Source organism: Streptomyces sp. HSW2009 (assembly GCF_040240285.1).
Taxonomy (GTDB): domain Bacteria; phylum Actinomycetota; class Actinomycetes; order Streptomycetales; family Streptomycetaceae; genus Streptomyces.
In genome coordinates this window covers 1-21393 of record NZ_JBEHZD010000040.1, presented here as the reverse complement: position 1 = coordinate 21393, position 21393 = coordinate 1, and the positions used below count along the sequence as shown (strand labels likewise).

Below are 21393 nucleotides of genomic sequence, written 5' to 3'. Positions count from 1 at the left end.
TTCAAGGTCCGAGATCCGAGATCCAGCCGGGGTCGGATGGAGATGGGGCCGGATCGAGATGGGTCGGGGGGGCGGGCAAAGGCCGGGCTGAGCCGGGGCCGGGGCCGGGGACGGCAAAAGCCGTGGGCAGCGAAAAGGGTAAGGAGTCGTTCTCCTTACCCTTTTCAACGTATAGCGCACTGGGGGGCTTGCCGCAAGACCAGGTCCCTAACGCACAATCGGCGGCCGAAAGCCGGATTCCGGTGCGGATTCCGGCGCGGTTCAGGTGTGAGGGAGAGTCGCGAAGTGCGGGTGCTATTGACGTCGTGGGGATCGCGCGGGGATGTCGAACCGTTGGCGGGCCTCGCGGTGGAGTTGCGCGGACTCGGGGTGGACGCGCTGGTGTGCGTGCCGCCGGACGAGGAGTTCGCGTCGTTGTTGGGGCGGGTGGGGGTGGAGTCGGTACCGCTCGGCCCGACCGTGCGTTCGGTGGTCGCCGGGGCGCAGCCGCCGACCCGGGAGGACGCGTTCCGGTTGGCTCCCGCGCTGGTCGCGGCGCGGTTCGAGGTGCTGGGGGCGGTGGCGGACGGCTGTGACGCGGTGCTGGCGACCGGGTTGCTGCCGGCCGGGGCGCGGGACGTGGCCGAGAGGTTCGGGCTGCCGTACGTGCTGGCCTGCTTCCACACCCTGGGGCTACCCTCCCGACACTTCAGGCCCGGAGCGCGGCCCGGCACCCCGTCGCCGGAGGGCGAGACGGACGTCCGGGTGCTGTGGAAGCAGGACGCGGAGCGGGTGAACGCGCTGTACGGCCCGGCGCTCAACGAGCACCGGGCGGCGCTCGGGCTGGCGCCGGTGGACGACGTGCGCGGGCACGTCTTCACCGACCGGCCGTGGCTGGCCGCCGACCAGACGCTCTGGCCGGCGGCGGGCAAGACGGACCTGGACGTGGTGCAGACCGGGGCGTGGCTGCTGCCCGACGACCGGCCGCTCCCGGCCGACCTGGAAGCGTTCTTGGCCGCCGGCGAGCCCCCGGTGTACGTCGGCTTCGGCAGCATGGCCGCGCACGCGCCACAGGGCGTCGCCCGGGTGGCCATCGAGGCGGTCCGCGGGCTCGGCCGGCGGCTGGTGCTCGCTCGCGGCTGGGCCGGGCTGGCGCCCGTCGACGACGGCGCGGACTGCTTCGTGGTCGGCGAGGTCAACCAACAGGCGCTGTTCCGTCGGGTGGCCGTCGTCGTGCACCACGGGGGCGCGGGCACCACGACGACGGCTGCCCGGGCCGGCACGCCGCAGGTCGTGGTGGCGCAGATCGCGGACCAGCCGCAGTGGGCCGGGCGGGTCGCCGAACTCGGCATCGGCGCGGCGCACGAGGGGCGCACGCCGACCGTCGCCTCCCTGACGGCCGCGCTGACCACGGCCCTGACCCCCGGCAGCGAGGCGCGGGCGCGGGCCGTGGCCGGCACGATCCGTACGGACGGGGCGGCGGTGGCCGCGCGCCGCCTCGTGGCGAGCATCGGCGGGTAGCGGCGGTGTGGGGTTAGCGGGGGTAGGGGTGGGCGTTGGGTCTGGGCTGGGGCTGGGTTCCCGTGTGGGTCGGGTCCGGGTCCGGGTCTGGTCGGTCGGGGGATGTCCGGGGATCGGGGTCCGGGTGCCGCCGGTCCCGCGTGGTCAGGGGAGGACGGCGATCCCGTCGAGTTCGACCCGGGCCTCCTCGTCCCAGAGCCGTACCACTCCGACCACGGCCATCGCCGGATACGCGCGGCCGACCAACTTCCGCCAGATGCGGCCGAGTTCGGCCGCGTGGGTGCGGTAGTCGGCGACGTCCGTGGCGTAGACGGTGACCCGGGCCAGGTGCTCCGGCCGGCCGCCGGCCTCCGCCAGGGCGACCAGCAAGTTGCCGAGGGCCCGCTCGAACTGCTCCGGCAGCGGGCCCGGCACCAGGCGCCCGGCCCGGTCGAGCGCGGTCTGCCCGGCCAGGAAGGCCAACCGGCCACCGGTGACGGTGACGGCGTGCGAGAAGCCGGTGGGCGGCGCGAGTTCGGCGGGATTGACCCGGTGCAGGGGCGGCTCCGCGGGGGTGGGGGCCGGCTCCTGGGGCGCGGGTGCCTGCGGGGTCGGCTTCCGCGGTGCGGGCTCCCGGGGCACGGGCCCTTGGGGTGCGGGCCCCTGGGGTACGGCGGGTTCCTGGGGTACGGGCTCCCGGGAGGCGGGCTCCTGGAGTGCGGGGCTCGGCGGCTGGGCCTGCGGGGCCGACGGCTCGCGGGGGCCGGGCTGTGGGGTGTTCAGCGGACTGGTCACCGGTACAACTCCTTGGCGATGATGGTGCGTTGGACCTCGGTGGCGCCCTCGTAGATGCGTGGTGCGCGCACCTCGCGGTACAGGTGCTCCAGGGGGTGCCCGTGTTGGAGGGCGCGGGCGCCGTGGATCTGGACGGCGGCGTCGACGACGTACTGAGCGGTCTCGGTGGCCAGCAGCTTGGCCATCGCCGAGCGGCGGGCGATGCCGGGTTCACCCGCGTCGTACGCCGCTGCCGCCGCGTAGACCAGCAGCCGCGCGGCCTCGGTGCGGGTGGCCATCTCGGCGAGTTGGTGGGAGACGGCCTGGAGGTCACGGAGCGGGCCGCCGAAGGCCGTGCGCTCCCCGGCGTGCGCCAGGGCGAGTTCCAGTGCCCGGTGCGCCATGCCGACGGCGAAGGCGCCGACGCTGGGGCGCAACAGGTTGAGCGCCTGCATGGCGACCGGGAAGCCGGCGTCCACCCCGCCCAGCACGTCGGCCCTGCTCACTGGCACCGCGTCGAAGGTCAGCCGGCCGATCGGGTGCGGGCTGAGCATCTCCAACGGCTCGCCGACCAGCCCGGGGCGGTCGGCCGGAACCAGGAAGGCGGTGATCCCGCGGCTGCCCGCGCCCGGGGTCGTCCGGGCGAAGACGGTGTAGAAGTCGGCCTCGGGCGCATTGGAGATCCAGCACTTCTCACCGGTGAGCCGCCAGTGCGCGACGGACCCGGCGGCACGCCCCCTGCCTGACCTCGCGATCGGTCCCGTGGTCGAGCCCGTGGCTGGCTCGGCGGTCGACTCCGCAGCCGCTCCCGCAGCCGCCCCCGCGGTGGGCCTCGCGGCGGCCCCCGCGCCGAACCCCGCGCGAGCCCCCGCCGTGGCCCGTACCGGCTCCGCCGCGAGGGTGAGCGCCGCGGCGTCGGACCCGGCCGCGCTCTCGCTCAGCGCGTACGCCGCCACCGCGCGCCCGGCCACCACCTCGGGCAGCCAGCGGGCCTGCTGCTCGGGCGTGCCGGACTGGACCACCGGATAGCTGCCGAGGCCCTGGAGGGCGAGCGCCGTCTCGGCCTCGGTGCACTCGCTCGCCAGCGACTCCCGCAACAGACACAGGTCCAGCGCCCTGACCTGGGCCGGGCCGGCGGCCGGGAAGAGCCGGCGCAACAGGCCGAGTTCGCCGAGCGCCGCCACCAGCGGGCGGTTCACCCGGCCCGGCAGCCCGCGCTCGGCCAGCGGGCGCAGCCGCTCGGCGGCGATCGTACGCAACTCCGCGCACCACTTCTGCTGGTGCGGATCGAGGGCGAAGGCGGCCATCGACACCCCTCCTTTATCGCGGCATGTTGACTGTCGTCACCAACACGTTACGCTGACGGAGCATCATCGGGACAGGACTGCCGCACTTCTCCATCGGTCAGAGGGGGCGCATCCGCCATGGAGCTCACGCCGTCGGCGCACGTCGACACCTTCGCTCGTGATCATCTGCCGCCCGCCGCCGAGTGGCCCGTACTGCTGCGCGACCCACCCGCGCCCGCCTACCCCGACCGGCTCAACTGCGCGGTCGAACTGCTCGCCGAGACCGCCGACCGGCGCGCGGCCGATCGGGTCGCGCTCCGGGGCGCCGACGGGGTGGTGTGGACGTACGGGGAGTTGCGCGGCCGGGTGGACCAGCTCGCCCAGGCGCTCACCGCCGACCTGGGGGTGCGGCCCGGCAACCGGGTGCTGCTGCGCGGCCCGACCTCGCCGTGGCTGGCCGCCTGTTGGCTCGCGGTGCTCAAGGCGGGCGCGGTGGCGGTGACCGTGCTGGCCAACCAGCGGTCCCAGGAGCTCGCCACCATCTGCGCACTGGCCCGGGTGCGGCACGCGGTGTGCTCGGCCGACTCGCTCGACCATCTGGCGCAGGCCCGGATACCGGGGCTGCGGATCGCCGCGTACGGCTCGGGCGACCCCGATGACCTGCTGCGTCTCGCCGCGGCCCGGCCGGCGGCGTTCGAGCCGGTGCCGACCGCCGCCGATGACGTGGCGCTGATCGCCTTCACCTCGGGCACCACCGGGCAGCCCAAGGGGTGCCTGCACTTCCACCGCGACGTGCTGGCCATCGCGGACACGTTCTCGGCGCAGGTGCTGCGGCCGGGCGCGGACGACGTGTTCGCCGGCAGCCCACCGCTGGGCTTCACCTTCGGCCTCGGCGGCCTGGTGATCTTCCCGTTACGGGTGGGCGCATCCACCCTGCTGGTGCCCTGGGCCGGCCCCGAACGGCTGCTCGCGGACGTCGCGCGGCACCGGGTGTCGGTGCTGTTCACCGCCCCCACCGCGTACCGGGCGATGCTGGACCGGCTGGGCGAGTACGACGTGTCCTCGCTGCGGCGGTGCGTCTCGGCCGGCGAGAACCTGCCGTCCGCGCTCTGGCACGCCTGGCACGCGGCGACCGGGCTGCGCCTGATCAACGGCATCGGCGCCACCGAACTGCTGCACATCTTCCTCTCCGCCGCCGACGAGGCGATCCGCCCCGGCACCACGGGCGTTCCGGTGCCCGGTTTCCAGGCGCGGGTGGTCGACGCGGCCGGCACCCCGCTGCCGGACGGCGAACCCGGGCTGCTCGCGGTGCGCGGCCCCGTCGGCTGCCGCTACCTCGCCGACGAACGGCAGCGCAGCTACGTGCGCGACGGCTGGAACGTCACCGGCGACACCTATGTCCGCGAACCCGACGGCTACTTCCGCTTCGTGGCCCGTAGCGACGACATGATCATCTCCGCCGGGTACAACATCGCGGGCCCCGAGGTGGAAGAGGCCATCGCCCGCCATCCCGACGTGGTGGAGGCCGCGGTCACCGGACGGCCCGACGCGGCGCGCGGCGCGGTGGTCGTCGCCCATGTGGTGCTGCGCGCGGGCGTGCCGGACGGCCCGGAGACGGTGGCGGCGCTGCGCGCGTTCACCAAGGCGGAACTCGCGCCGTACAAGTGCCCGCGGGAGATCCACTTCGTGGCCGCGCTGCCGCGCACGCCGACCGGCAAGCTCCAGCGGTACCGGCTGCGCGGGGCCGGCGCCGAGGCCGCTCTAGAGTGACCGGGTGACCGATCCGCTCGTCCAGCACACCCCGCGCTCCCTGATCGTGACGTACTACGGCGCCTACGGCCGTGGCTCGGGCCACGGCGCGGCGGCCGACACCGTGCCGGTGGCCACACTGATCCGGCTGCTGGGCACGGTGGGCGTGGACCCGCCGTCGGTGCGTTCGGCAGTCTCCCGCCTCAAGCGGCGCGGGCTGTTGGTCCCCGCCAAGACCGCGGAGGGAGCCGCCGGTTACGCGCCGTCCGCGGACGCGGTCCAGTTGCTGGACGACGGTGACCGGCGCATCTACGGGCGGCTGGACGTGTACTTGTCGCCCGTGCACGGGGCCGGCGCGGTGGGGGCTGCAGGGACCACTGGAGAGGCTGGTGCAGCGGGGGTCACCCCGGCTGGTGGGGCTGGTGGGGCCGTCCGCGTTGCGGGGGCCGGGGCCGCTGCGCCGGTCGTACGGTCCGGAGCCGGCGAACAGCCGACGGCGGGCGGGGTGACCGCAGCGGGCGAGACTGCCGAGCACCGCGGGGCGAACGGGCCGGCTGGCGCTTACGGGACGGGCGAGGAGTCCGGGGAGTTCGGAGCGGGTGGGGTGGCTGCTGCGGGTGTGGCGCCCAGTGGGGGACGTGGGGGTAGCGGGGGTAGCGGGGTCCGTACGGGCGGTGCGAGTGGTGCGGCTCGTGGAGTCCATGGGGGCCACGAAGGCCAGGGGGTTCGCGAGAGCCACGCGGGTCAGGTGGCCCACGGGGTTCATCGAGGTGGCGAGGCCGACGGGGGCGTTGGGAGGACCGGGGCCGACGAGGCCGACGGGGGCGGTGGGGGCGGTGGGGCGGCCCGGGCCGAGGGGGGCGGCGACTGGCTGTTGGCCGTCTTCTCCGTGCCCGAACAGGAGCGCAACAAGCGTCACTTGCTGCGCTCCCGACTCGCCCGACTGGGCTTCGGCACGGCGGCGCCGGGCGTGTGGATCGCCCCGGCCACGCTGTACGAGGAGACCCGGCACACCCTGGAACGGCTCGGCCTCGCCGGTTACGTCGACCTCTTCCGCGGTGCGCACACCGGGTTCGAGCCCACGGCCGAAGCGGTGCGCCGCTGGTGGGACCTGGACGCGCTGGCCGCCCGGCACCGTGCGTTCCTCGCCGCCCACGAACCGGTGTTGCAGCGCTGGTCACAGCAGGGCAGCGGGGCCCCGGCCGACGCGTACCGCGACTATCTGTTGGCCCTCGACTCCTGGCGCGCCCTCCCCTACGCCGACCCGGGGCTCCCGCCGGCGCTGCTGCCCGCCGACTGGCCGGGCGAACGCTCGGCCCGCGTCTTCGCCGAACTCCACCAACGGCTACGGGAAGCGGGCGCGGCCTACGTACGCAACCAGTCTGGCTGACCTGCCCCGTCCCCCCTGCCCGACCGTCCGTCAGCCCCACGCCTGGGCACGCACCACACCCGGGCCCGCACCACACTCGGTGTGGTGGCCGCGACCTGCGGTACGGGCCGGGGCCTGCGATACGAGCAAGTCTGCGGGGCCAGCAGGTCTGGGGGAGGTCGGGATCGGCGCGGGTGGCCTCGGCCGTGCTGCCCCAGCCGCCCGTACGGTCCGGCCGTGCGCACCGCTTAGGGTACTGATCATGCCTATGTCACACAGCCCTCAAGGGCACCACCAGCCCCACCAGCCCCAGTTCGCCGCTCCGGTCCGGTCGCGCCGGAACCGGGTGCTGTGCGCGGCGGCCGGCCTCGGTCTGGTCCTCGCACTGAGCGGGTGCAACGACGATGCCGACGGGGGTACGGACGACGGTGCGCGGGGCGCCCAGTCCACGCCGCCGGCGGCCGGTTCGCCCGCACCCGCCACGTCCGGCGCCACCACCCCGTCTTCGTCCTCGCCCGCGGCCCCGGCCGGCGACCAGCCGCAGATACCGGGATGGCAGACACAGGCCCGCGCCGAACACCACTTCCGGTACGACGTGCCGGGCGCCGCGCAGAAGTGGCGGGTCATCGGCGAGGACACCGCCCTGTCCTACACCGACAAGGCCGGCGAGCCGATCGTGGTGATGACCGGTGCCGCCAACTACCGCGAGGGCGGCTGCGCCTCCAGCCCCAACCCCAAGGCGCTCGGCGAGGCCGGCAAGGGCCAACTCGCCACCGTCGGCACCACCGGCGGCGGCACGGAGGGCTCGTTGCAGGAGAACGCCCGTAACTGGGCGGGCAACTGGGGCTTCGCCGCGTACGGCGGCCCCGACCACAAGCCCAAGATCGAGGTCGGCCAGGCCAAGCCGTGGAACCGGGGCGGGATCACCGGGTACACCGCGACCGCCAAGGTCACCGTCACCCACCGGCCGAGCGCCTGCGTACCGGCGTCGGCCGTCGTGCACAGCATCGCGCAGAAGCTGCCGGACGGCACCATGCACGGTTGGGTGATCTACGCCGACCAGGGCGTTCCCCACGCCCTCACCGCCCCCGAGATCCAGAAGATCATGGAGACCGTACGCGCCACGGACGGCTGAGGACCGGCCGCCAGCGGCAGCCCGCTCCGCCCGTTCCGGCCCCCGCGCTCCCTTGCCCCGGCACGGCCCGCTGCCCGGCCGGGCCGGCCCCAACCGGCGTGCGACTACTGGGCCCGGGTGCCGGACCCGGACGCCGCAGCCGGGGACGGGGACGGGGGTATGGGCGGGGTCGTGGTGTGCAGGGTGAGGCGTGGTTTGGGGTCGTCGGTGCGTCCGGTGGGTGGGCGTCGGCTGCCGGCTCGGTAGGGGGCGGGCCAGGGGGCGCCGGGGCCGCGGTAGCCCTGTTCGGCGGCTGCGTGCAGCGTCCAGTGCGGGTCGTACAGGTGTGGCCTGGCCAGTGCGCACAGGTCGGCGCGGCCCGCGAGCAGCAGGGAGTTGACGTCGTCCCAGGACGATATGGCGCCCACCGCGATGACCGGGACGCCGAGCTCGTTGCGGATGCGGTCGGCGAACGGGGTCTGGTACGAGCGGCCCACCTCGGGACGCTCGTGGGCCACCACCTGGCCGGTCGATATGTCGATGGCGTCGGCACCGTGGGCGGCGAAGGCGGCGGCGATGGCGACCGCCTCGTCCGGGGTGGTGCCGCCCTCGGCCCAGTCGGTCGCGGAGATGCGGACCGTCATCGGCGCGTCCGACGGCCATACGGCGCGCACCGCGTCGAAGACCTCCAGCGGATAGCGCAGCCGGCCACTGAGGTCGCCCCCGTACCCGTCGGTGCGCCGGTTGGTGAGCGGGGAGAGGAAGCCGGAGAGCAGGTAGCCGTGGGCGCAGTGCAGTTCGAGGAGGTCGAAGCCGGCGCGGGCGGCGCTGCGGGCGGAGCGCACGAACTGGTCGCGGATCTCGGCCAGGGTCGTGCCGTCCGCTTCCTGCGGGACCTGGCTGATGCCGGGGCGGTAGGGCAGTGGCGAGGGGGCCACCAGGGGCCAGTTGCCGTCGGGCAGCGGATCGTCGATGCCCTCCCACATGAGCCGGGTGGAGCCCTTGCGGCCACTGTGGCCGAGCTGGACGCCGATCGCCGCCCCGGGCGATGCGGAGTGGACGAAGTCGGTGACGCGCCGCCAGGCCGCCTCGTGCCCGTCCGCGTACAGGCCCGTGCAGCCGGGGGTGATGCGGCCGGTGGGGCTGACGCACACCATTTCGGTCATCACCAGGCCGGCGCCGCCCAGCGCCCGGGCGCCGAGGTGGACGAGGTGGAAGTCGCCGGGGGCGCCGTCCTGGGCCGAGTACATGTCCATCGGCGAGACCACGACCCGGTTGCGCAGGGTCAGGCCGCGCAGGGTGAGTGGCGTGAACATCGGCGGGGTTTCCTGTGCGAGGCCGGCCTCGCGCTCGACGGCGTTGACGAAGCCCGCGTCGCGCAGCCGCAGGTTGTCGTGGGTGACCCGGCGGCTGCGGGTGAGCAGGTTGAAGGCGAACTGGTGGGGCGGCTGGTCGAGGTAGTCGGCGAGGTTCTCGAACCAGTGCAGGCTGGCGCCGGCGGCCCGCTGGGTGGAGGCCACGACGGGGCGCCGCTCCGCCTCGTACGCCGTCAGCGCCTCGGCCACGGTGGGCGATTCCTCCAGGCAGGCGGCGAGCGCGAGGGCGTCCTCGACGGCGAGCTTGGTGCCGGAGCCGATGGAGAAGTGCGCGGTGTGCGCCGCGTCGCCGAGCAGCACGATCGGCCCGTGTGACCAGCGCTCGTTGGTGACCGTGCGGAAGGCCGTCCAGGAGGAGGCGTTGCCGCGCAGGGGTCGGCCGCCCAGCGCGTCCGCGAAGAGCGCGGCACACGCCCGCGCCGACTCCTGTTCGTCGCACTGGTCGAGCCCGGCCGCGCGCCACACCTCCTCCCGGGCCTCCACGATGACCGTGCTGGCGCCGGCCGCGGACTGCCCGGCGCTGCCGAGCGGGCCGGTGGTCGGTCCGGTGGTCGATCCGGCGGCCGGCCCGGTGGTCAGCAGCGCCGGGCGGGCGTACGGATAGCCGTGCAGTTGGAACACGCCGTGCTCGGTCTCGGCGATCTCGAACCGGAAGGCGTCGAAGGCGAAGTCGGCGGCCAGCCAGATGTACCGGCAGCGGTGGGTGGTGAGGTGGGGGGCGAAGACGTCGGCGTGTGCGGCGCGGGTGGTGCTGTGGACGCCGTCGGCGGCGATGACCAGATCGTGGTCGCGGGCGAGCTCGGCGGCCGGCGGCGCGGTCGTACGGGTGCGCAGGTGGACGCCGAGGGAGTGGCAGCGCCGGTGCAGAATCTCCAGCAGGCGTTGTCGGCCGAGCGCGGCGAAGCCGTGGCCGCCGGAGGTCAGCACCTGGCCGCCGCGCACCACGTCGATGGCGTCCCAGCGGACGAACTCGCGGCTCAGCTCCTGGTACACGACCGGGTCCGCGTGCTCGATGCCGCCCAGCGTCTCGTCCGAGAGGACCACGCCGAAGCCGAAGGTGCTGCTGGGCTCGCCGCGCTCCCAGACGGTGATCTCGCGCTCCGGTCGCAGCCGCTTGAGCAGCGCGGCTGCGTACAGCCCGCCGGGGCCGCCGCCGATGATCGCGACCCGCCGGGCGACCGGCCCTGCCCCCGGCCCTCCCATGGTCACCGCCCCTGCCAGTTCGGCGGGCGCTTGCTGGTGAACGCCGCGTGGAACTCGGCGTAGTCGGCGCTGTTCATCAGCAGTGCCTGGGTGGCGGCGTCGAGCTCAATGGCGGCGGCCAGTGGCATGTCGAGCTCGGCAGTGAGCAGCGCCTTGGTCTGCGCGTACCCGAGCGCGGGGCCTGCGGCGAGGCGCTGGGCGAGGGCGGTGGCCTCGGCGTCGGCCCGGCCCTCGTAGGTGAGTTGGCTGAGCAGCCCGATCCGCTCGGCCTCGGGGGCGCGCACCGGCTCGCCGAGCATCAGCAGCCGGGTGGCGTGCCCGAGCCCGACGACGCGGGGCAGCAGATAGGCGGCGCCCATGTCGCCGCCGGAGAGGCCGACCTTGGTGAACAAGAACGCGAACTTGGCGCTCGGGTCGGCCACCCGGAAGTCGGCGGCCAGCGCGAGCACTGCACCGGCGCCCGCGGCCACCCCGTGCACCGCCGCGATCACCGGGAACGGGCACTCCCTTATCGCCCTGACCACCTGGCCGGTCATCCGGTTGAAGTCGAGCAGCTCGTCGGTGGCCATGCCGAGCGTCGCCCCGATGATCTCGTCCACGTCGCCGCCGGAGCAGAAGCCGCGCCCCTCGCCGGCGAGCACCAGGGCCCGTACGGAACGGGTCCTGGACAGTTCTGCCAGCAGGTCGCGCAGATCGGCGTAGGCGCCGAAGGTCAGGGCGTTGAGCTTGTCGGGACGGGCGAGGGTGACGGTGGCCACGGCGTCGTCGAAGGTGACGTGCAGATGCCGCCACTTCGTCGTCCCCGACGCCGAACCGCTGAACGGACTCATACGCGTGGCCTCCTTGAGCCGTACGGCAGGTGCCCGTAACACTTTGAAGTTATCACCCCTTCGTGACTGCCGTCACGAGTACGCGATAGGCGGGAGGGGGTGCGGACCGGCGCATGCACGGAGGGCGCAGGCCGGCGCGGGCCAGGCAATCGCACGCCTGTGCGGATGGGGCGCGCGGGCGGCCAGGTGGGCGCCGATCCCGGCGCCCATACCACCGGGGACGGGCGGCGCCGCGCCGATACGCCAGGGGCGCCAGGCCCACCAAGCCCGCTCGCGCCGCGGAGCCCTCGTACCCCCACAACGCGCACCGCCCCCGCAGCGCTCCAGCCAACCGACCTGGCGATTCACCCGCCCGATCTGACGATCTACCGACCTACCGCACAGTCGATCTACCGGGCAGTCGATCTACCGTGCAGTCGCCCTACCGCTCTATCGACCTACTGACCGGCTCGACCGTCTCCGACCCCACTGGCCACCACCGACCCAGGGCCCTCACGCCCCACCGACCCACCCGTCGCCACCGGGTCAACCGACTCGCCCAGAGCCGCACGGGCAACCGCCCCGCCCGATGCCGCACGGCCGACCGACCCGTCCGACGACACCGCGTCCCCCGTCTCCCGGGCCGCCGGCGCACGCCCCTCCGTAGCCGCGCCCTCCGGCACGCCGCGCAGCCGGGAGCGGTGACGCCCGTACCCGACGTACAGACCGGCCCCGACCAGCAGGAAGATCCCGAACTGTAGCCAGGCCGCGGAGCCCGTTCCGTAGATCAGATAGCCGCAGCAGACGATGCCGAGGAGCGGGGGCAGCGGGAAGAGGGGGGCGCGGAAGGGGCGGGGCAGGTCGGGGCGGGAGCGGCGGAGTGCGAGGACGCTGACGTTGACCACGACCATGGCGGTCAGCGTGCCGATCGTGGTCAGGTCGAGGACCACATCGAGCGGGACCAGCGCCGCGGGCACCGCGAAGACCACGGCGACGATCCAGGTACCGGCGACCGGCGTCGCCGTCCTCGGCGAGATCCGCGCGAAGACCGGCGGGATCAGGCCGTCCCGGGACATCGACATCAGGATGCGGGTCTGCCCGTAGGTGACCGTGAGGACCACGGAGGCGATGGCCACGACCGCGCCGAAGGCGATGATGCCGCCGCCCCAGGCGGACCCGGTGACCTGGTTGACGATCAGCGACAGGGCAGCCGGCTTGCCGGCCACCTCACCTGCGGAGAGACCGCCGATCGCGGCGAGCGCGACCAGGCAGTACAGCAGCGTCACCACGCCGATGCACACCATGATCGCCAGCGGGATGGTGCGGCGCGGGTTCTTCACCTCTTCACCGGCGGTGGTGATCGCGTCGAAGCCGATGTACGAGAAGAAGGCGACCGAGGCGCCGGAGGTCACGCCAGCCAGCCCGTGCGCGGCGAACGGCGTCAGGTTTCCAGCCTCGAACGCCGCAAAGGCGATCGCGCAGAACAGCGCGAGGACGCCGAGCTTGAGCACCGCCATCGCCGCGGTCGCCCGGGCGCTCTCCCGCACGCCGCGCACCAGCAGCAACGCGGCCAACATGATCACCACGACGGCCGGCACGTTGAGAATCCCGCCCTCGCTGGGCGAACTGGACAGGGCCGCGGGCAACTGCCAGCCGAACACGCTGCGCAACAGCTCGTTCAGGTACTGCCCCCAGCCCACCGCGACCGCCGACACGGAGACCCCGTACTCCAGGAGCAGACACCAGCCCGTGAGGAACGCCGCGCCCTCGCCGAGGGTGGCGTACGCGTAGGAGTACGAGCTGCCGGAGACCGGGATGGCGCCGCCCAGTTCGGCGAAGGAGAAGGCGGTCAAGATGCAGGTCACCGCGGCGAGCACGAAGGCGATCACGGTGGCGGGGCCGGCCTCGGCGACCGTGTCCGAGAGGCCGACGAAGATGCCGGTGCCGACGATCGCGCCGACGCCGAAGCACACCAGTTGGAACAGGCCCATGGTGCGTCGCAGCCCGTGCCCCGCGAGGTCCGCGCCGGATTCGGCGATCAGCGCATCGGGGGACTTGATGCGTAGCAGGTGCGCGCGCATGGGTGGGTCTCTTCTCTGGTGGAACGCGTGGAACGGGTGGATCTGGCGGAACAGGCAGAGCGGGTGGAACGGGTGAAACGAGTGGGTCTGGTGGGGCGCGCCGGTCTTGCGTGGCGGGCAGGGCAGGCAAGTGGGGGCCCGGAGAGGGGCCCCGGCCCGGAGTCGCGGCCCGCGCGCTCAGAGCGGGGAAAGGCCCAGGTGGGGGGTGGTACGAACAGGTTGACGGGGTGAGCCGAGTCGCGTACCGAAGCTTTGGCGACCAGCGCCGTCCGCGCGGGCGGGACGCGCGACGTACGACATGCGCCGCGCGGATGACGTACGGCATACGACACACCGCATGCCGCATGCCGCCCACGACGCACGTGCTGCGCACGACCTGCGCGGCGGGCCGGCGGACTTACCCGCTCCGGACAGCCCAGTGGGGCCCGAGCCGGTGCGCCCGAACCCCACGTAATACGACCATTCTAAACCCGCTCGCCGCATGAACGCTCACTGCGACGTATGACTATTCACTCATGCGCGAGGGTGGCGACCAGGACCGCCTTGATCGTGTGCATCCGGTTCTCCGCCTCGTCGAAGACGACCGAGTGAGCGGACTCGAAGACCTCGTCGGTGACCTCAAGCGAGGTCAGCCCGTACCGCGCGTGAATGTCGCGGCCGACCCCGGTGCCCAGGTCATGGAAGGCAGGCAGGCAGTGCAGGAACCGCACCTGCGGGTTGCCCGTGGCGTGCAGCACGTCCATGGTCACCGCGTACGGGCGGAGCAGCGCGATCCGCTCGTCCCAGACCTCCGTCGACTCCCCCATGGAGACCCAGACGTCGGTGGCCACGAAGTCCGCGCCGCGCACGCCTTCCGCGACGTCCTCGGTGAGCGTGACGCGGGCCCCCGAACCCGCCGCGAGCCGCCGCGCGTGCGCCACGATCCCCTCGGCCGGCCACAGCGCCCGCGGGGCGACGATACGGACGTCCATGCCCAGCAGGGCGCCGGTGATCAGATACGAGTGGCCCATGTTGGCGCGCGCGTCGCCGAGGTAGGCGTACGCCGTCTCGACCAGCGGCTTCGTGCCGTGCTCGACCATGGTGAGCACGTCGGCCAGCATCTGGGTGGGGTGCCAGTCGTCGGTGAGACCGTTGTACACGGGCACGCCGGCGTGCACCGCCAGCTCCTCCACGACGGACTGGCCCGCGCCCCGGTACTGGATCGCGTCGAACATCCGACCCAGCACGCGGGCGGTGTCCTTGACCGACTCCTTGTGCCCGAGCTGGGAACCCGCCGGGTCGAGATAGGTGGTCGAGGCGCCCTGATCGGCCGCCGCGACCTCGAACGCGCAGCGCGTACGCGTCGAGGTCTTCTCGAAGATCAATGCGATGTTCTTGCCGGACAGCCGCTTGACCTCGGTGCCGGCACGCTTGGCGGCCTTCAGCTCGGCGGCGAGCTCCACCAGGCCGACGAACTCGTCCGCGGTGAGGTCGAGCTCCTTGAGGAAATGACGGCCGTAGAGGTCTGTCGCCATGGCAGGCTCCTAGGTCGCAGCGTTCGGGAACTCCGGAAGCATATACGAGTATCGGCATTTATATGCAAGCGGGTGTGGGGGCGGGCCCCACCCCCGGCCCCTGCCCTGGTTTCCGTCCCGGTATCTGCCCTTGTTGCCCCTGCCCCTGTTCCCGTTTCTGTTCCCGTTTCCGTTCCTGCTTCTGCTGCCTACTTCCTGCTTCTGCCGCCTGCCTGCGCTCGCGTTTCTGCTCGGGCTTCTGCCCCGGTGGTGTGGGTGGGGTGGGTAGGGCTGAGCGGGCGGGTGGTGCGGGAGACGGCGGGGGTCGGCCCCGTGCTCACACCGCGTCCCGCTCCACGGGGCAGCTCATGCAGCGCGGACCGCCCCGGCCGCGGCCGAGTTCGCTGCCCGGGATGGTGATCACCTCGATGCCGCGCTTGCGCAGATACGTATTGGTGGTGGCGTTCCGCTCGTACGCGATGACCACGCCCGGCTCGACGGCCAGCACGTTGCACCCGTCGTCCCACTGTTCGCGCTCCGCCGCGTGCACGTCCTGGGTCGCGGTCAGCACGCGGATCGAGTCGAGCCCGAGCGCCGCCGCGATCGCCCGGTGCATGTGCTCCGGCGGATGGTCGGTCACCTTCAGGTCGCGTTCCTCGGCGCCCGGCTCGATGGTGTACGAGCGCAGCATTCCCAGGCCCGCGTACTGGGTGAACGTATCGCCGTCCACCATCGTCATCACCGTGTCCAGGTGCATGAACGCCCGCCCCTTGGGCATGTCGAGCGCCACGATCGTACGGGCCGACCCGGCCGCGAACAGGCCGCGCGCCAGCATCTCCACCGCCTGCGGCGTGGTCCGCTCGCTCATCCCGATCAGCACCGCGCCGTTGCCGATGACCAGCACGTCGCCGCCCTCGATGGTGGACGGATACGCGGCCTGCCCCTCCGACCACACGTGGAAACCACCGGCGGCGAACAGCGGGTGGTGCCGGTAGACGGCCTCGTAGTGCACGGTCTCGTGCCAACGCGCGGGCCAGCGCATCGCGTTGATGGACACGCCGTCGTACACCCAGGCCGAGGCGTCGCGCGTGAAGAGGTGGTTGGGCAGCGGGTGGACCACGAAGTCGTCCGGGTCCATCGCGTGGAAGCGCACCGAGACCGGCTCCGGATGGCGCTCCAGGAACTCGCGCTTGGTCTCCCCGCCGACCAGCGCCTGCGCCAACTCCGGTGCCGACAGCTCATCAAAGGCGGCCCGCAGGTGGTCGGTGGCCAGCGGCCCGTACTCCTTCTCGTCGAATACCCGGTCGAGCACCAGCGCCCTCGCCGCCGGCACCGCGAGGCTCTCGGCCAGCAGGTCGCCGAAGAGGTGCACCTCAACGCCCCGGTCGCGCAGCACGTCGGCGAACCCGTCGTGCTCCTGTCTGGCCCGGCGCACCCACAACACGTCGTCGAAGAGGAGTGCGTCCTTGTTGGTCGGAGTGAGCCGCTTCAGCTCCAGGTCGGGGCGGTGCAGTATCACGCGGCGCAGCCGCCCGGCCTCGGAGTCGACATGGAATCCCATGCCCCTATCCTCACCCCAAGCCAGCGCCCTGAACATCGCTGGCGACACGCACCGTGCGCCCGGCGTACGCCCCCGGCTGGACGCGGCGGACCAGGCAAGGTTCGTGGGCCGCCCGGTCACAGGCGGTGCGGCGCGGTGCCTCCGGGCCCGTTCCCACCACCCCGCGCCGGGCGCACCGGCGACACCAACGCGCCCCGGCCGAGCCCGCCGGACCCGCTTGCCGACATCTGTCGGAAACCCGAACGGCCCTGCCGGGCGACCCGGCGCGGCACCCGCCCGCCTGCCTGCCTGCCCGCCTGCCTGTCGCACGCAGCACCGACAGCGGGGCGCTAGCCGCGGGCTGTCGGCCGCCGTACGGGCGAACGCCGCTCGCCCGTACGGTCCCACTGGCCTACAGCCGTGGGTCGACCGGCTCGGACTCCAGCGCCAGGACCGCGAACACCGCCTCGTGCACCCGCCACAGCGGCTCCTGCGCGGCCAGCCGGTCCAGCCCTTCGAGGCCGAGCGCGTACTCGCGCAGCGCCAGCGAGCGCTTGCGGTGCAGGTGCCGCGACCGCAGCCGCTCCAGGTTCTCCGGCCGGGTGTACTCGGGCCCGTAGACCAGGCGCAGATACTCCCGGCCGCGGCACTTGAGGCCGGGCTGGGCGAGCTTGCCCGCCGCGGTACGGGCAGCCGCTTCGACCGGCTTGACCACCATCCCCTCGCCGCCGGCCGCGGTCAGTCCGAGCCACCACTCGACGCCCGCCGCCACCGACGCCTCGTCCTCGGTGTCGACGAAGAGCCGACGCGTGGGTGCGAGCAGGCCGCCGCGGCCGGGCCCTGCGGGGGCGTGAGGTGCTTGAGTTGCTTGGGGTGTGTGGGTTGCTTGGGGTGTGTGAGCCGTGCCGGTCTCATGAGTCGCAGTGGTCGCAGTGGTCGCAGTGGTCGCAGTAGCAGCGTCGGCCGCCACCAGCCGGTCGATCAGCTCCAGTTGGGCGTCGTGCGGCAGCAGCGCGAGGTTGCGCCCCTGTCCGGCCAGGAGTTGGAACGGAGCGAGCCGCACCCCGTCGAGATCGCCCGTACGGTCCGTACCGCTCGCGCCGCGTGGGCCGTACGAACCGTCGGGGGCACCCGGCCCAGCCGCGCCGCCGCCGATCCCACCGACCCCCTGCGCACCGCTCGCACCACCCACGCCACCCACGCGCCAGCAGTAGCGGCGGTACGCCTCGGTGAACGCCTGCGCGTCGGCCGCGCGTCCGCGTTGCCGGTCCAGGAGTTCGGTCACGTCGACGCCCCGGGCAGCCGCCGCTTCCAGGGCCGCGACGGCGCCGGGGAAGACGGCCCTGGAGGCCGCGCCGACGGCCGCGTACTGGGTCCGCAGGAGCCCGTCGGCCTTCAACGACCACGGCATCAACTCGGCGTCGAGCAGCAGCCAGTCCGTGTCCAGCTCCGCCCACAGGCCGGCCCCTTCGACGGCGGCGGCCAGCCGGCCGAGCAGCAGCGCGCTCAGTTCGAGGTCGGTGAAGAAGGGGCGCCCGGTACGGGTGTGCAGCACGCCCGGCACGCCGTCGGTCGCTCCGAAGCGCTCCCCGGCCACCGTGGCGTCCCGGCACACCAGGACCACGGCCCGCGAACCCATGTGCTTCTCCTCGCACACCACCCGCCGCACCCCCTCGGCGCGGTAGGCGGCGAACGCGTCGGCCGGGTGCTCCAGATAGCCGTCCTCGGTGGCGGTGGGGCACGGCGCCATGGTCGGCGGCAGGTACGCCAGCAGGTTCGGGTCCACCGCAAAGCGGCTCATCACCTCCAGCGCAGCCGCCGCGTTCTCCTCCTGCACGGTGACCCGACCGAGTTCCTTGGTCTCCACCGTGCGCCGCCCGATGACGTCGTTGATGTCCAACGGGCGACCGTCCGCACCGCCCGAAGCGTCGCTGGCCAGCGGCTTGACCGGGGCATACCACTCCTGCTCGGCTGGCGTGCTCACCAGTTCGCGCTCCGGCCAGCGCAGCGCGGTCAGCGCGCCGCCGAAGACGCAGCCGGTGTCGATGCAGGCCGTGTTGTTGAGCCAGCGCACCCGCGGCACGGGCGTGTGCCCGTAGACGACGGCGGCCCGACCCCGGTAGTCCTCGGCCCACGGGTAACGCACCGGCAGCCCGAACGCATCGGTCTCGCCGGTCGTCTCGCCGTACAGCGCGAAGGAACGCACCCGGCCGGACTGGCGGCCGTGGTACTTCTCCAACAGACCGGCGTGCGCGACCACCAGCGCGCCGCCGTCCAGTACGTAATGGCTGACCAGCGAGCGGATGAAGGCGGCGGCCCGGCTCCGGAACTCCGGGTCGACGGCCTCCTCCCGGGTCAACTGCTCGATGGTCTCGGCCAGGCCGTGCGCGATCTTCACGGTGGTGCCGGCGAGATGGCGGCCGAGTTTGTTCTCGTGGTTGCCGCAGACGCAGAGCGCCGTGCCGGACTCGACCATGCCCATGACCAGCCGCAGCACGCCCGGGCTGTCCGGTCCACGGTCGACCAGGTCACCGACGAACACCGCCGTACGGCCCTGCGGGTGCACGGCGTCCACCGCGCGCCCGCCCGCGTCGCGGCGCAGCTCGTACCCCAGGTCGCCGAGGAGGGTCTCCAGCTCGGACCGGCAGCCGTGGACGTCGCCGATGACGTCGAACGGGCCGGTCAGATGCCGCAGGTCGTTGTAGCGCCGCTCGCGCACGACGGTCGCCGACTCCACTTCGGCCACGCCGCGCAGCACGTGCACCGCGCGGAACCCCTCCCGCTTCAAGTGGCCGAGCGAGCGGCGCAGTTCGCGCTGGTGGCGCTGGATGACGTGGCGGGGCAGCCCGGCGCGGTCGGGGCGCGCCGCGTTGCGCTCGGCGCACACGCCCTCGGGCACGTCGAGCACGATCGCCACCGGCAGGACGTCGTGCTCCCTGGCCAGCGCGACCAGGTCCTTGCGGCTCGCGGCCTGCACGTTGGTCGCGTCGACGACGGTCAGCCGCCCGGCGGCCAGCCGCTTGCCGGCGATGAAGTGCAGCACGTCGAACGCGTCGGCGCTGGCCCCCTGGTCGTTCTCGTCATCGCTGACCAGCCCACGGCAGACGTCCGACGACACCACCTCCGTGTGCTTGAAGTGCCGCGCGGCAAAGGTGGACTTACCCGACCCCGTAGCCCCCACCAGCACCACGAGCGCCACATCAGGCACCCCAAGAACCCGTCCCTCAGACACCGTTGTTTCTCCTCCCGCCCCGTTCGTCCCACTCATCGCGCGTCCCCCTCGCCCCGCTGCCGCACCGCCGCGAGTCGAGCGGCGGGTTGATGCGCGGCGGGTGGATATGGGGCGGGCAGATGTGGGGCGGCTGGGCGCGGGGCGTACGAAGGGACGGTGGCCGGATGCGCGGCAGTGGGGCGCACGGCGGCTGGGCGTACGCCGGCGGAGGGTATGGCGCCTCGACACTCGGCGGACGAGGACGGGGCGGGAACGCGGGGGTTCGCAGCCGAGGCGTGGTGGCCCGGGGCGTCCACGGCCGAAACACGGGTGATCGCGGCATCCGCGGCAGAAGCGGGCGGGTCTGCCGCGTCCGCGGTCGAAGCTTGGACCGTCACAGCGTCCGCGGCCCCAGTACGGTGGCCCTTCGGCGAATCGGCGGCCGGGGACGCGGCCGGCAGCGGCTCCGGTGTTGCGGTCGGTCGTGTCCAGGGCGCACCCGCAGCCGTACTCCGTGCCGTACGCGGGGGCGCCTCCCCCGGCGCGCGCAGGGTGAAGAGCGCCAACTGGGTCGGCGCGCCCACCTCGGGGTCATCGGGGCCCACCGGCCGGAACGCCACCTCGTACCCGTACCGCAGGGCCACCTCATCGGCCCAGGCCCGGAACTCCCCGCGGGTCCACTCGAAGCGGTGGTCGGTGTGGCGCAGTTGCCCAGGGCCGAGGCCCGCATAGCGCACGTTGTACTCCGTGTTCGGCGTCGTGACGATCACCGAGCGCGGCCGGGCCGTCGCGAACACGGCATGGGCCAGCGTGGGCAGCCGCGGCGGGTCGACATGTTCGACGACCTCACTGAGCACCGCCGCGTCGTACCCCTGCCACCTGGCATCGGAGTACGCCAACGAACCCTGCACCAGCCTGACGCGGGCCGCCTCCCGCTCCGAGAGCCGGTCGACGTGCAGCCGGCGCGCCGCGGCACTCAGTGCCCGCTGCGAGACGTCGACGCCCACCAGCTCCGTGAAACGCGCATCCGGCAGCAGTTCGGCGAGGAGTTGCCCCGATCCGCAACCGAGGTCGAGCACCCGCGCCGCCGCCACCTCGTGCAACACCCCCACGATCGCCGCCCGGCGCCGCGCCGCCAGCGGAACGGGCGCCTGCTCCGTGTCCACGAACTCATCCACCGCGTTGTCCACCTGCTCCGGCGCGGTGTCGTCCGCCACGGCCAACCGCACCAGTTCGAGCCGCTCCAACGCGTCCCGTGTCAGCGCCCGACTACGCGCCAGATAGCGGTGGACGATCAGCTCCTCCTCCGGGTGCCCGGCGAGCCAACCTTCCCCGGACCGCAACAGCTTCTCCACCTCGTCCGGCGCCACCCAGTAGTGCTTGCCACCATCGAGCACCGGCAACAGCACGTACAACTGCCGCAGCGCATCGACCAGCCGGGCCCGCCCCGTGAGGACCAACTGCACATAGTCCGCATCGCCCCACTCGGGAAACTCCACGTCCAGCGGTACGGCCGTCGCCCGCACCTGCCACCCCAGCGGCGCGAACAGCCGCCGCACCAGCTCCGCCCCACCGCTCACCGCCACCGCCGGCACCTCGATACGCAGCAGAAACGACCGCTCCACCAACTCCGGACGCGCCACACACCGCCCCTGGAGCGCCGTCGCGAAGGCCGCCCGCAACGCCACGGCCAGCAACGACGAGGCGGCGTACGGCCGGTCGTTGACGTAACTCCCCAGGTCCGCCGCGGTCGACCCCGCACCACGCCGGGCCCCCGAACCCTTCCCCCGCCCGCCCCGCACCAACGCCACCGCATCCACCTCATCCACCACCGCGACCGTGCAACGCTCGGGCGACGCCTCGGGGTAGAAGACGTGCGCCACACCATACGCAGTGGAAAACCGCTGGG

Annotated in this window: 12 protein-coding genes and 2 pseudogenes; 5 read left to right on the top strand and 9 right to left on the bottom strand. The window is 73.4% G+C overall.

Annotated features, from left to right (window positions below; all coding sequences use genetic code 11):
- Positions 1 to 285: 285 nt before the first annotated feature.
- On the top strand, positions 286 to 1500 hold the full coding sequence (locus AAHZ94_RS05505; RefSeq protein WP_349990991.1) for a glycosyltransferase: 1215 nt from the start codon (positions 286 to 288) through the stop codon (positions 1498 to 1500).
- 144 nt (positions 1501 to 1644) lie between these two features.
- On the opposite strand, the gene AAHZ94_RS05500 is transcribed toward AAHZ94_RS05505, so the two are convergent.
- Positions 1645 to 2037 carry a RidA family protein gene (locus AAHZ94_RS05500; protein WP_349991000.1) on the bottom strand — a complete coding sequence of 131 codons (393 nt, stop codon included), beginning with the start codon at positions 2035 to 2037 and terminating at the stop codon, positions 1645 to 1647.
- Between the two features lie 233 nt (positions 2038 to 2270).
- The gene (locus AAHZ94_RS05495; RefSeq protein ID WP_349990990.1) at positions 2271 to 3560 is read right to left on the bottom strand and encodes an acyl-CoA dehydrogenase family protein; all 1290 of its coding nucleotides are present in this window, start codon (positions 3558 to 3560) and stop codon (positions 2271 to 2273) included.
- 117 nt (positions 3561 to 3677) lie between these two features.
- Here AAHZ94_RS05495 and AAHZ94_RS05490 point away from each other — a divergent pair, with 117 nt between their 5' ends.
- The 4 genes and pseudogenes from AAHZ94_RS05490 to AAHZ94_RS05475 all read left to right on the top strand — a co-directional run bounded on the left by AAHZ94_RS05490 (position 3678) and on the right by AAHZ94_RS05475 (position 7792).
- Positions 3678 to 5309: an AMP-binding protein gene (locus AAHZ94_RS05490; protein WP_349990989.1), complete on the top strand. Its 1632-nt coding sequence runs from the start codon at positions 3678 to 3680 to the stop codon at positions 5307 to 5309.
- Between the two features lie 4 nt (positions 5310 to 5313).
- Positions 5314 to 5613: pseudogene (locus AAHZ94_RS05485) on the top strand (PaaX family transcriptional regulator C-terminal domain-containing protein); the annotation flags it as partial.
- 180 nt (positions 5614 to 5793) lie between these two features.
- Entirely contained in the window at positions 5794 to 6678 is an 885-nt protein-coding gene (locus tag AAHZ94_RS36345; RefSeq protein ID WP_502964580.1) for a PaaX family transcriptional regulator, read from the top strand.
- Between the two features lie 241 nt (positions 6679 to 6919).
- Positions 6920 to 7792: a DUF8017 domain-containing protein gene (locus tag AAHZ94_RS05475; RefSeq protein WP_349990987.1), complete on the top strand. Its 873-nt coding sequence runs from the start codon at positions 6920 to 6922 to the stop codon at positions 7790 to 7792.
- Positions 7793 to 7896: 104 nt separating this feature from the next.
- On the opposite strand, the gene AAHZ94_RS05470 is transcribed toward AAHZ94_RS05475, so the two are convergent.
- The 7 genes and pseudogenes from AAHZ94_RS05470 to AAHZ94_RS05440 all read right to left on the bottom strand — a co-directional run.
- Positions 7897 to 10350: an oxidoreductase gene (locus AAHZ94_RS05470; protein ID WP_349990985.1), complete on the bottom strand. Its 2454-nt coding sequence runs from the start codon at positions 10348 to 10350 to the stop codon at positions 7897 to 7899.
- Between the two features lie 2 nt (positions 10351 to 10352).
- Positions 10353 to 11180, bottom strand: a complete 828-nt coding sequence (locus AAHZ94_RS05465) for an enoyl-CoA hydratase family protein (RefSeq protein WP_349990984.1) — start codon at positions 11178 to 11180, stop codon at positions 10353 to 10355.
- A 437-nt stretch (positions 11181 to 11617) separates the two neighbouring features.
- Positions 11618 to 13240 (bottom strand): amino acid permease, encoded by a 1623-nt coding sequence (locus AAHZ94_RS05460; protein ID WP_349990983.1) that lies wholly within the window; start codon positions 13238 to 13240, stop codon positions 11618 to 11620.
- A 509-nt stretch (positions 13241 to 13749) separates the two neighbouring features.
- Positions 13750 to 14754, bottom strand: a complete 1005-nt coding sequence (gene argF, locus AAHZ94_RS05455; protein WP_349990982.1) for an ornithine carbamoyltransferase — start codon at positions 14752 to 14754, stop codon at positions 13750 to 13752.
- A 316-nt stretch (positions 14755 to 15070) separates the two neighbouring features.
- The gene (locus tag AAHZ94_RS05450) at positions 15071 to 16294 is read right to left on the bottom strand and encodes an arginine deiminase (protein ID WP_349990981.1); all 1224 of its coding nucleotides are present in this window, start codon (positions 16292 to 16294) and stop codon (positions 15071 to 15073) included.
- 391 nt (positions 16295 to 16685) lie between these two features.
- Complete coding sequence (locus AAHZ94_RS05445) at positions 16686 to 19541, bottom strand: polynucleotide kinase-phosphatase (RefSeq protein WP_349990980.1); 2856 nt, start codon at positions 19539 to 19541, stop codon at positions 16686 to 16688.
- A 407-nt stretch (positions 19542 to 19948) separates the two neighbouring features.
- Positions 19949 to 21393, bottom strand: a pseudogene (locus AAHZ94_RS05440) (3' terminal RNA ribose 2'-O-methyltransferase Hen1); the annotation flags it as partial.

What these genes read in the sequence shown, in the direction of transcription:
- AAHZ94_RS05495 (WP_349990990.1), bottom strand. Translation starts at nt 3,560, where the DNA reads ATGGCCGCCTTCGCCCTCGATCCGCACCAGCAGAAGTGGTGCGCGGAG.
- AAHZ94_RS05490 (WP_349990989.1), top strand. Translation starts at nt 3,678, where the DNA reads ATGGAGCTCACGCCGTCGGCGCACGTCGACACCTTCGCTCGTGATCAT.
- AAHZ94_RS05475 (WP_349990987.1), top strand. Translation starts at nt 6,920, where the DNA reads ATGCCTATGTCACACAGCCCTCAAGGGCACCACCAGCCCCACCAGCCC.
- AAHZ94_RS05470 (WP_349990985.1), bottom strand. Translation starts at nt 10,350, where the DNA reads ATGGGAGGGCCGGGGGCAGGGCCGGTCGCCCGGCGGGTCGCGATCATC.
- AAHZ94_RS05465 (WP_349990984.1), bottom strand. Translation starts at nt 11,180, where the DNA reads ATGAGTCCGTTCAGCGGTTCGGCGTCGGGGACGACGAAGTGGCGGCAT.
- AAHZ94_RS05460 (WP_349990983.1), bottom strand. Translation starts at nt 13,240, where the DNA reads ATGCGCGCGCACCTGCTACGCATCAAGTCCCCCGATGCGCTGATCGCC.
- argF (WP_349990982.1), bottom strand. Translation starts at nt 14,754, where the DNA reads ATGGCGACAGACCTCTACGGCCGTCATTTCCTCAAGGAGCTCGACCTC.
- AAHZ94_RS05450 (WP_349990981.1), bottom strand. Translation starts at nt 16,294, where the DNA reads ATGGGATTCCATGTCGACTCCGAGGCCGGGCGGCTGCGCCGCGTGATA.
- AAHZ94_RS05445 (WP_349990980.1), bottom strand. Translation starts at nt 19,541, where the DNA reads ATGAGTGGGACGAACGGGGCGGGAGGAGAAACAACGGTGTCTGAGGGA.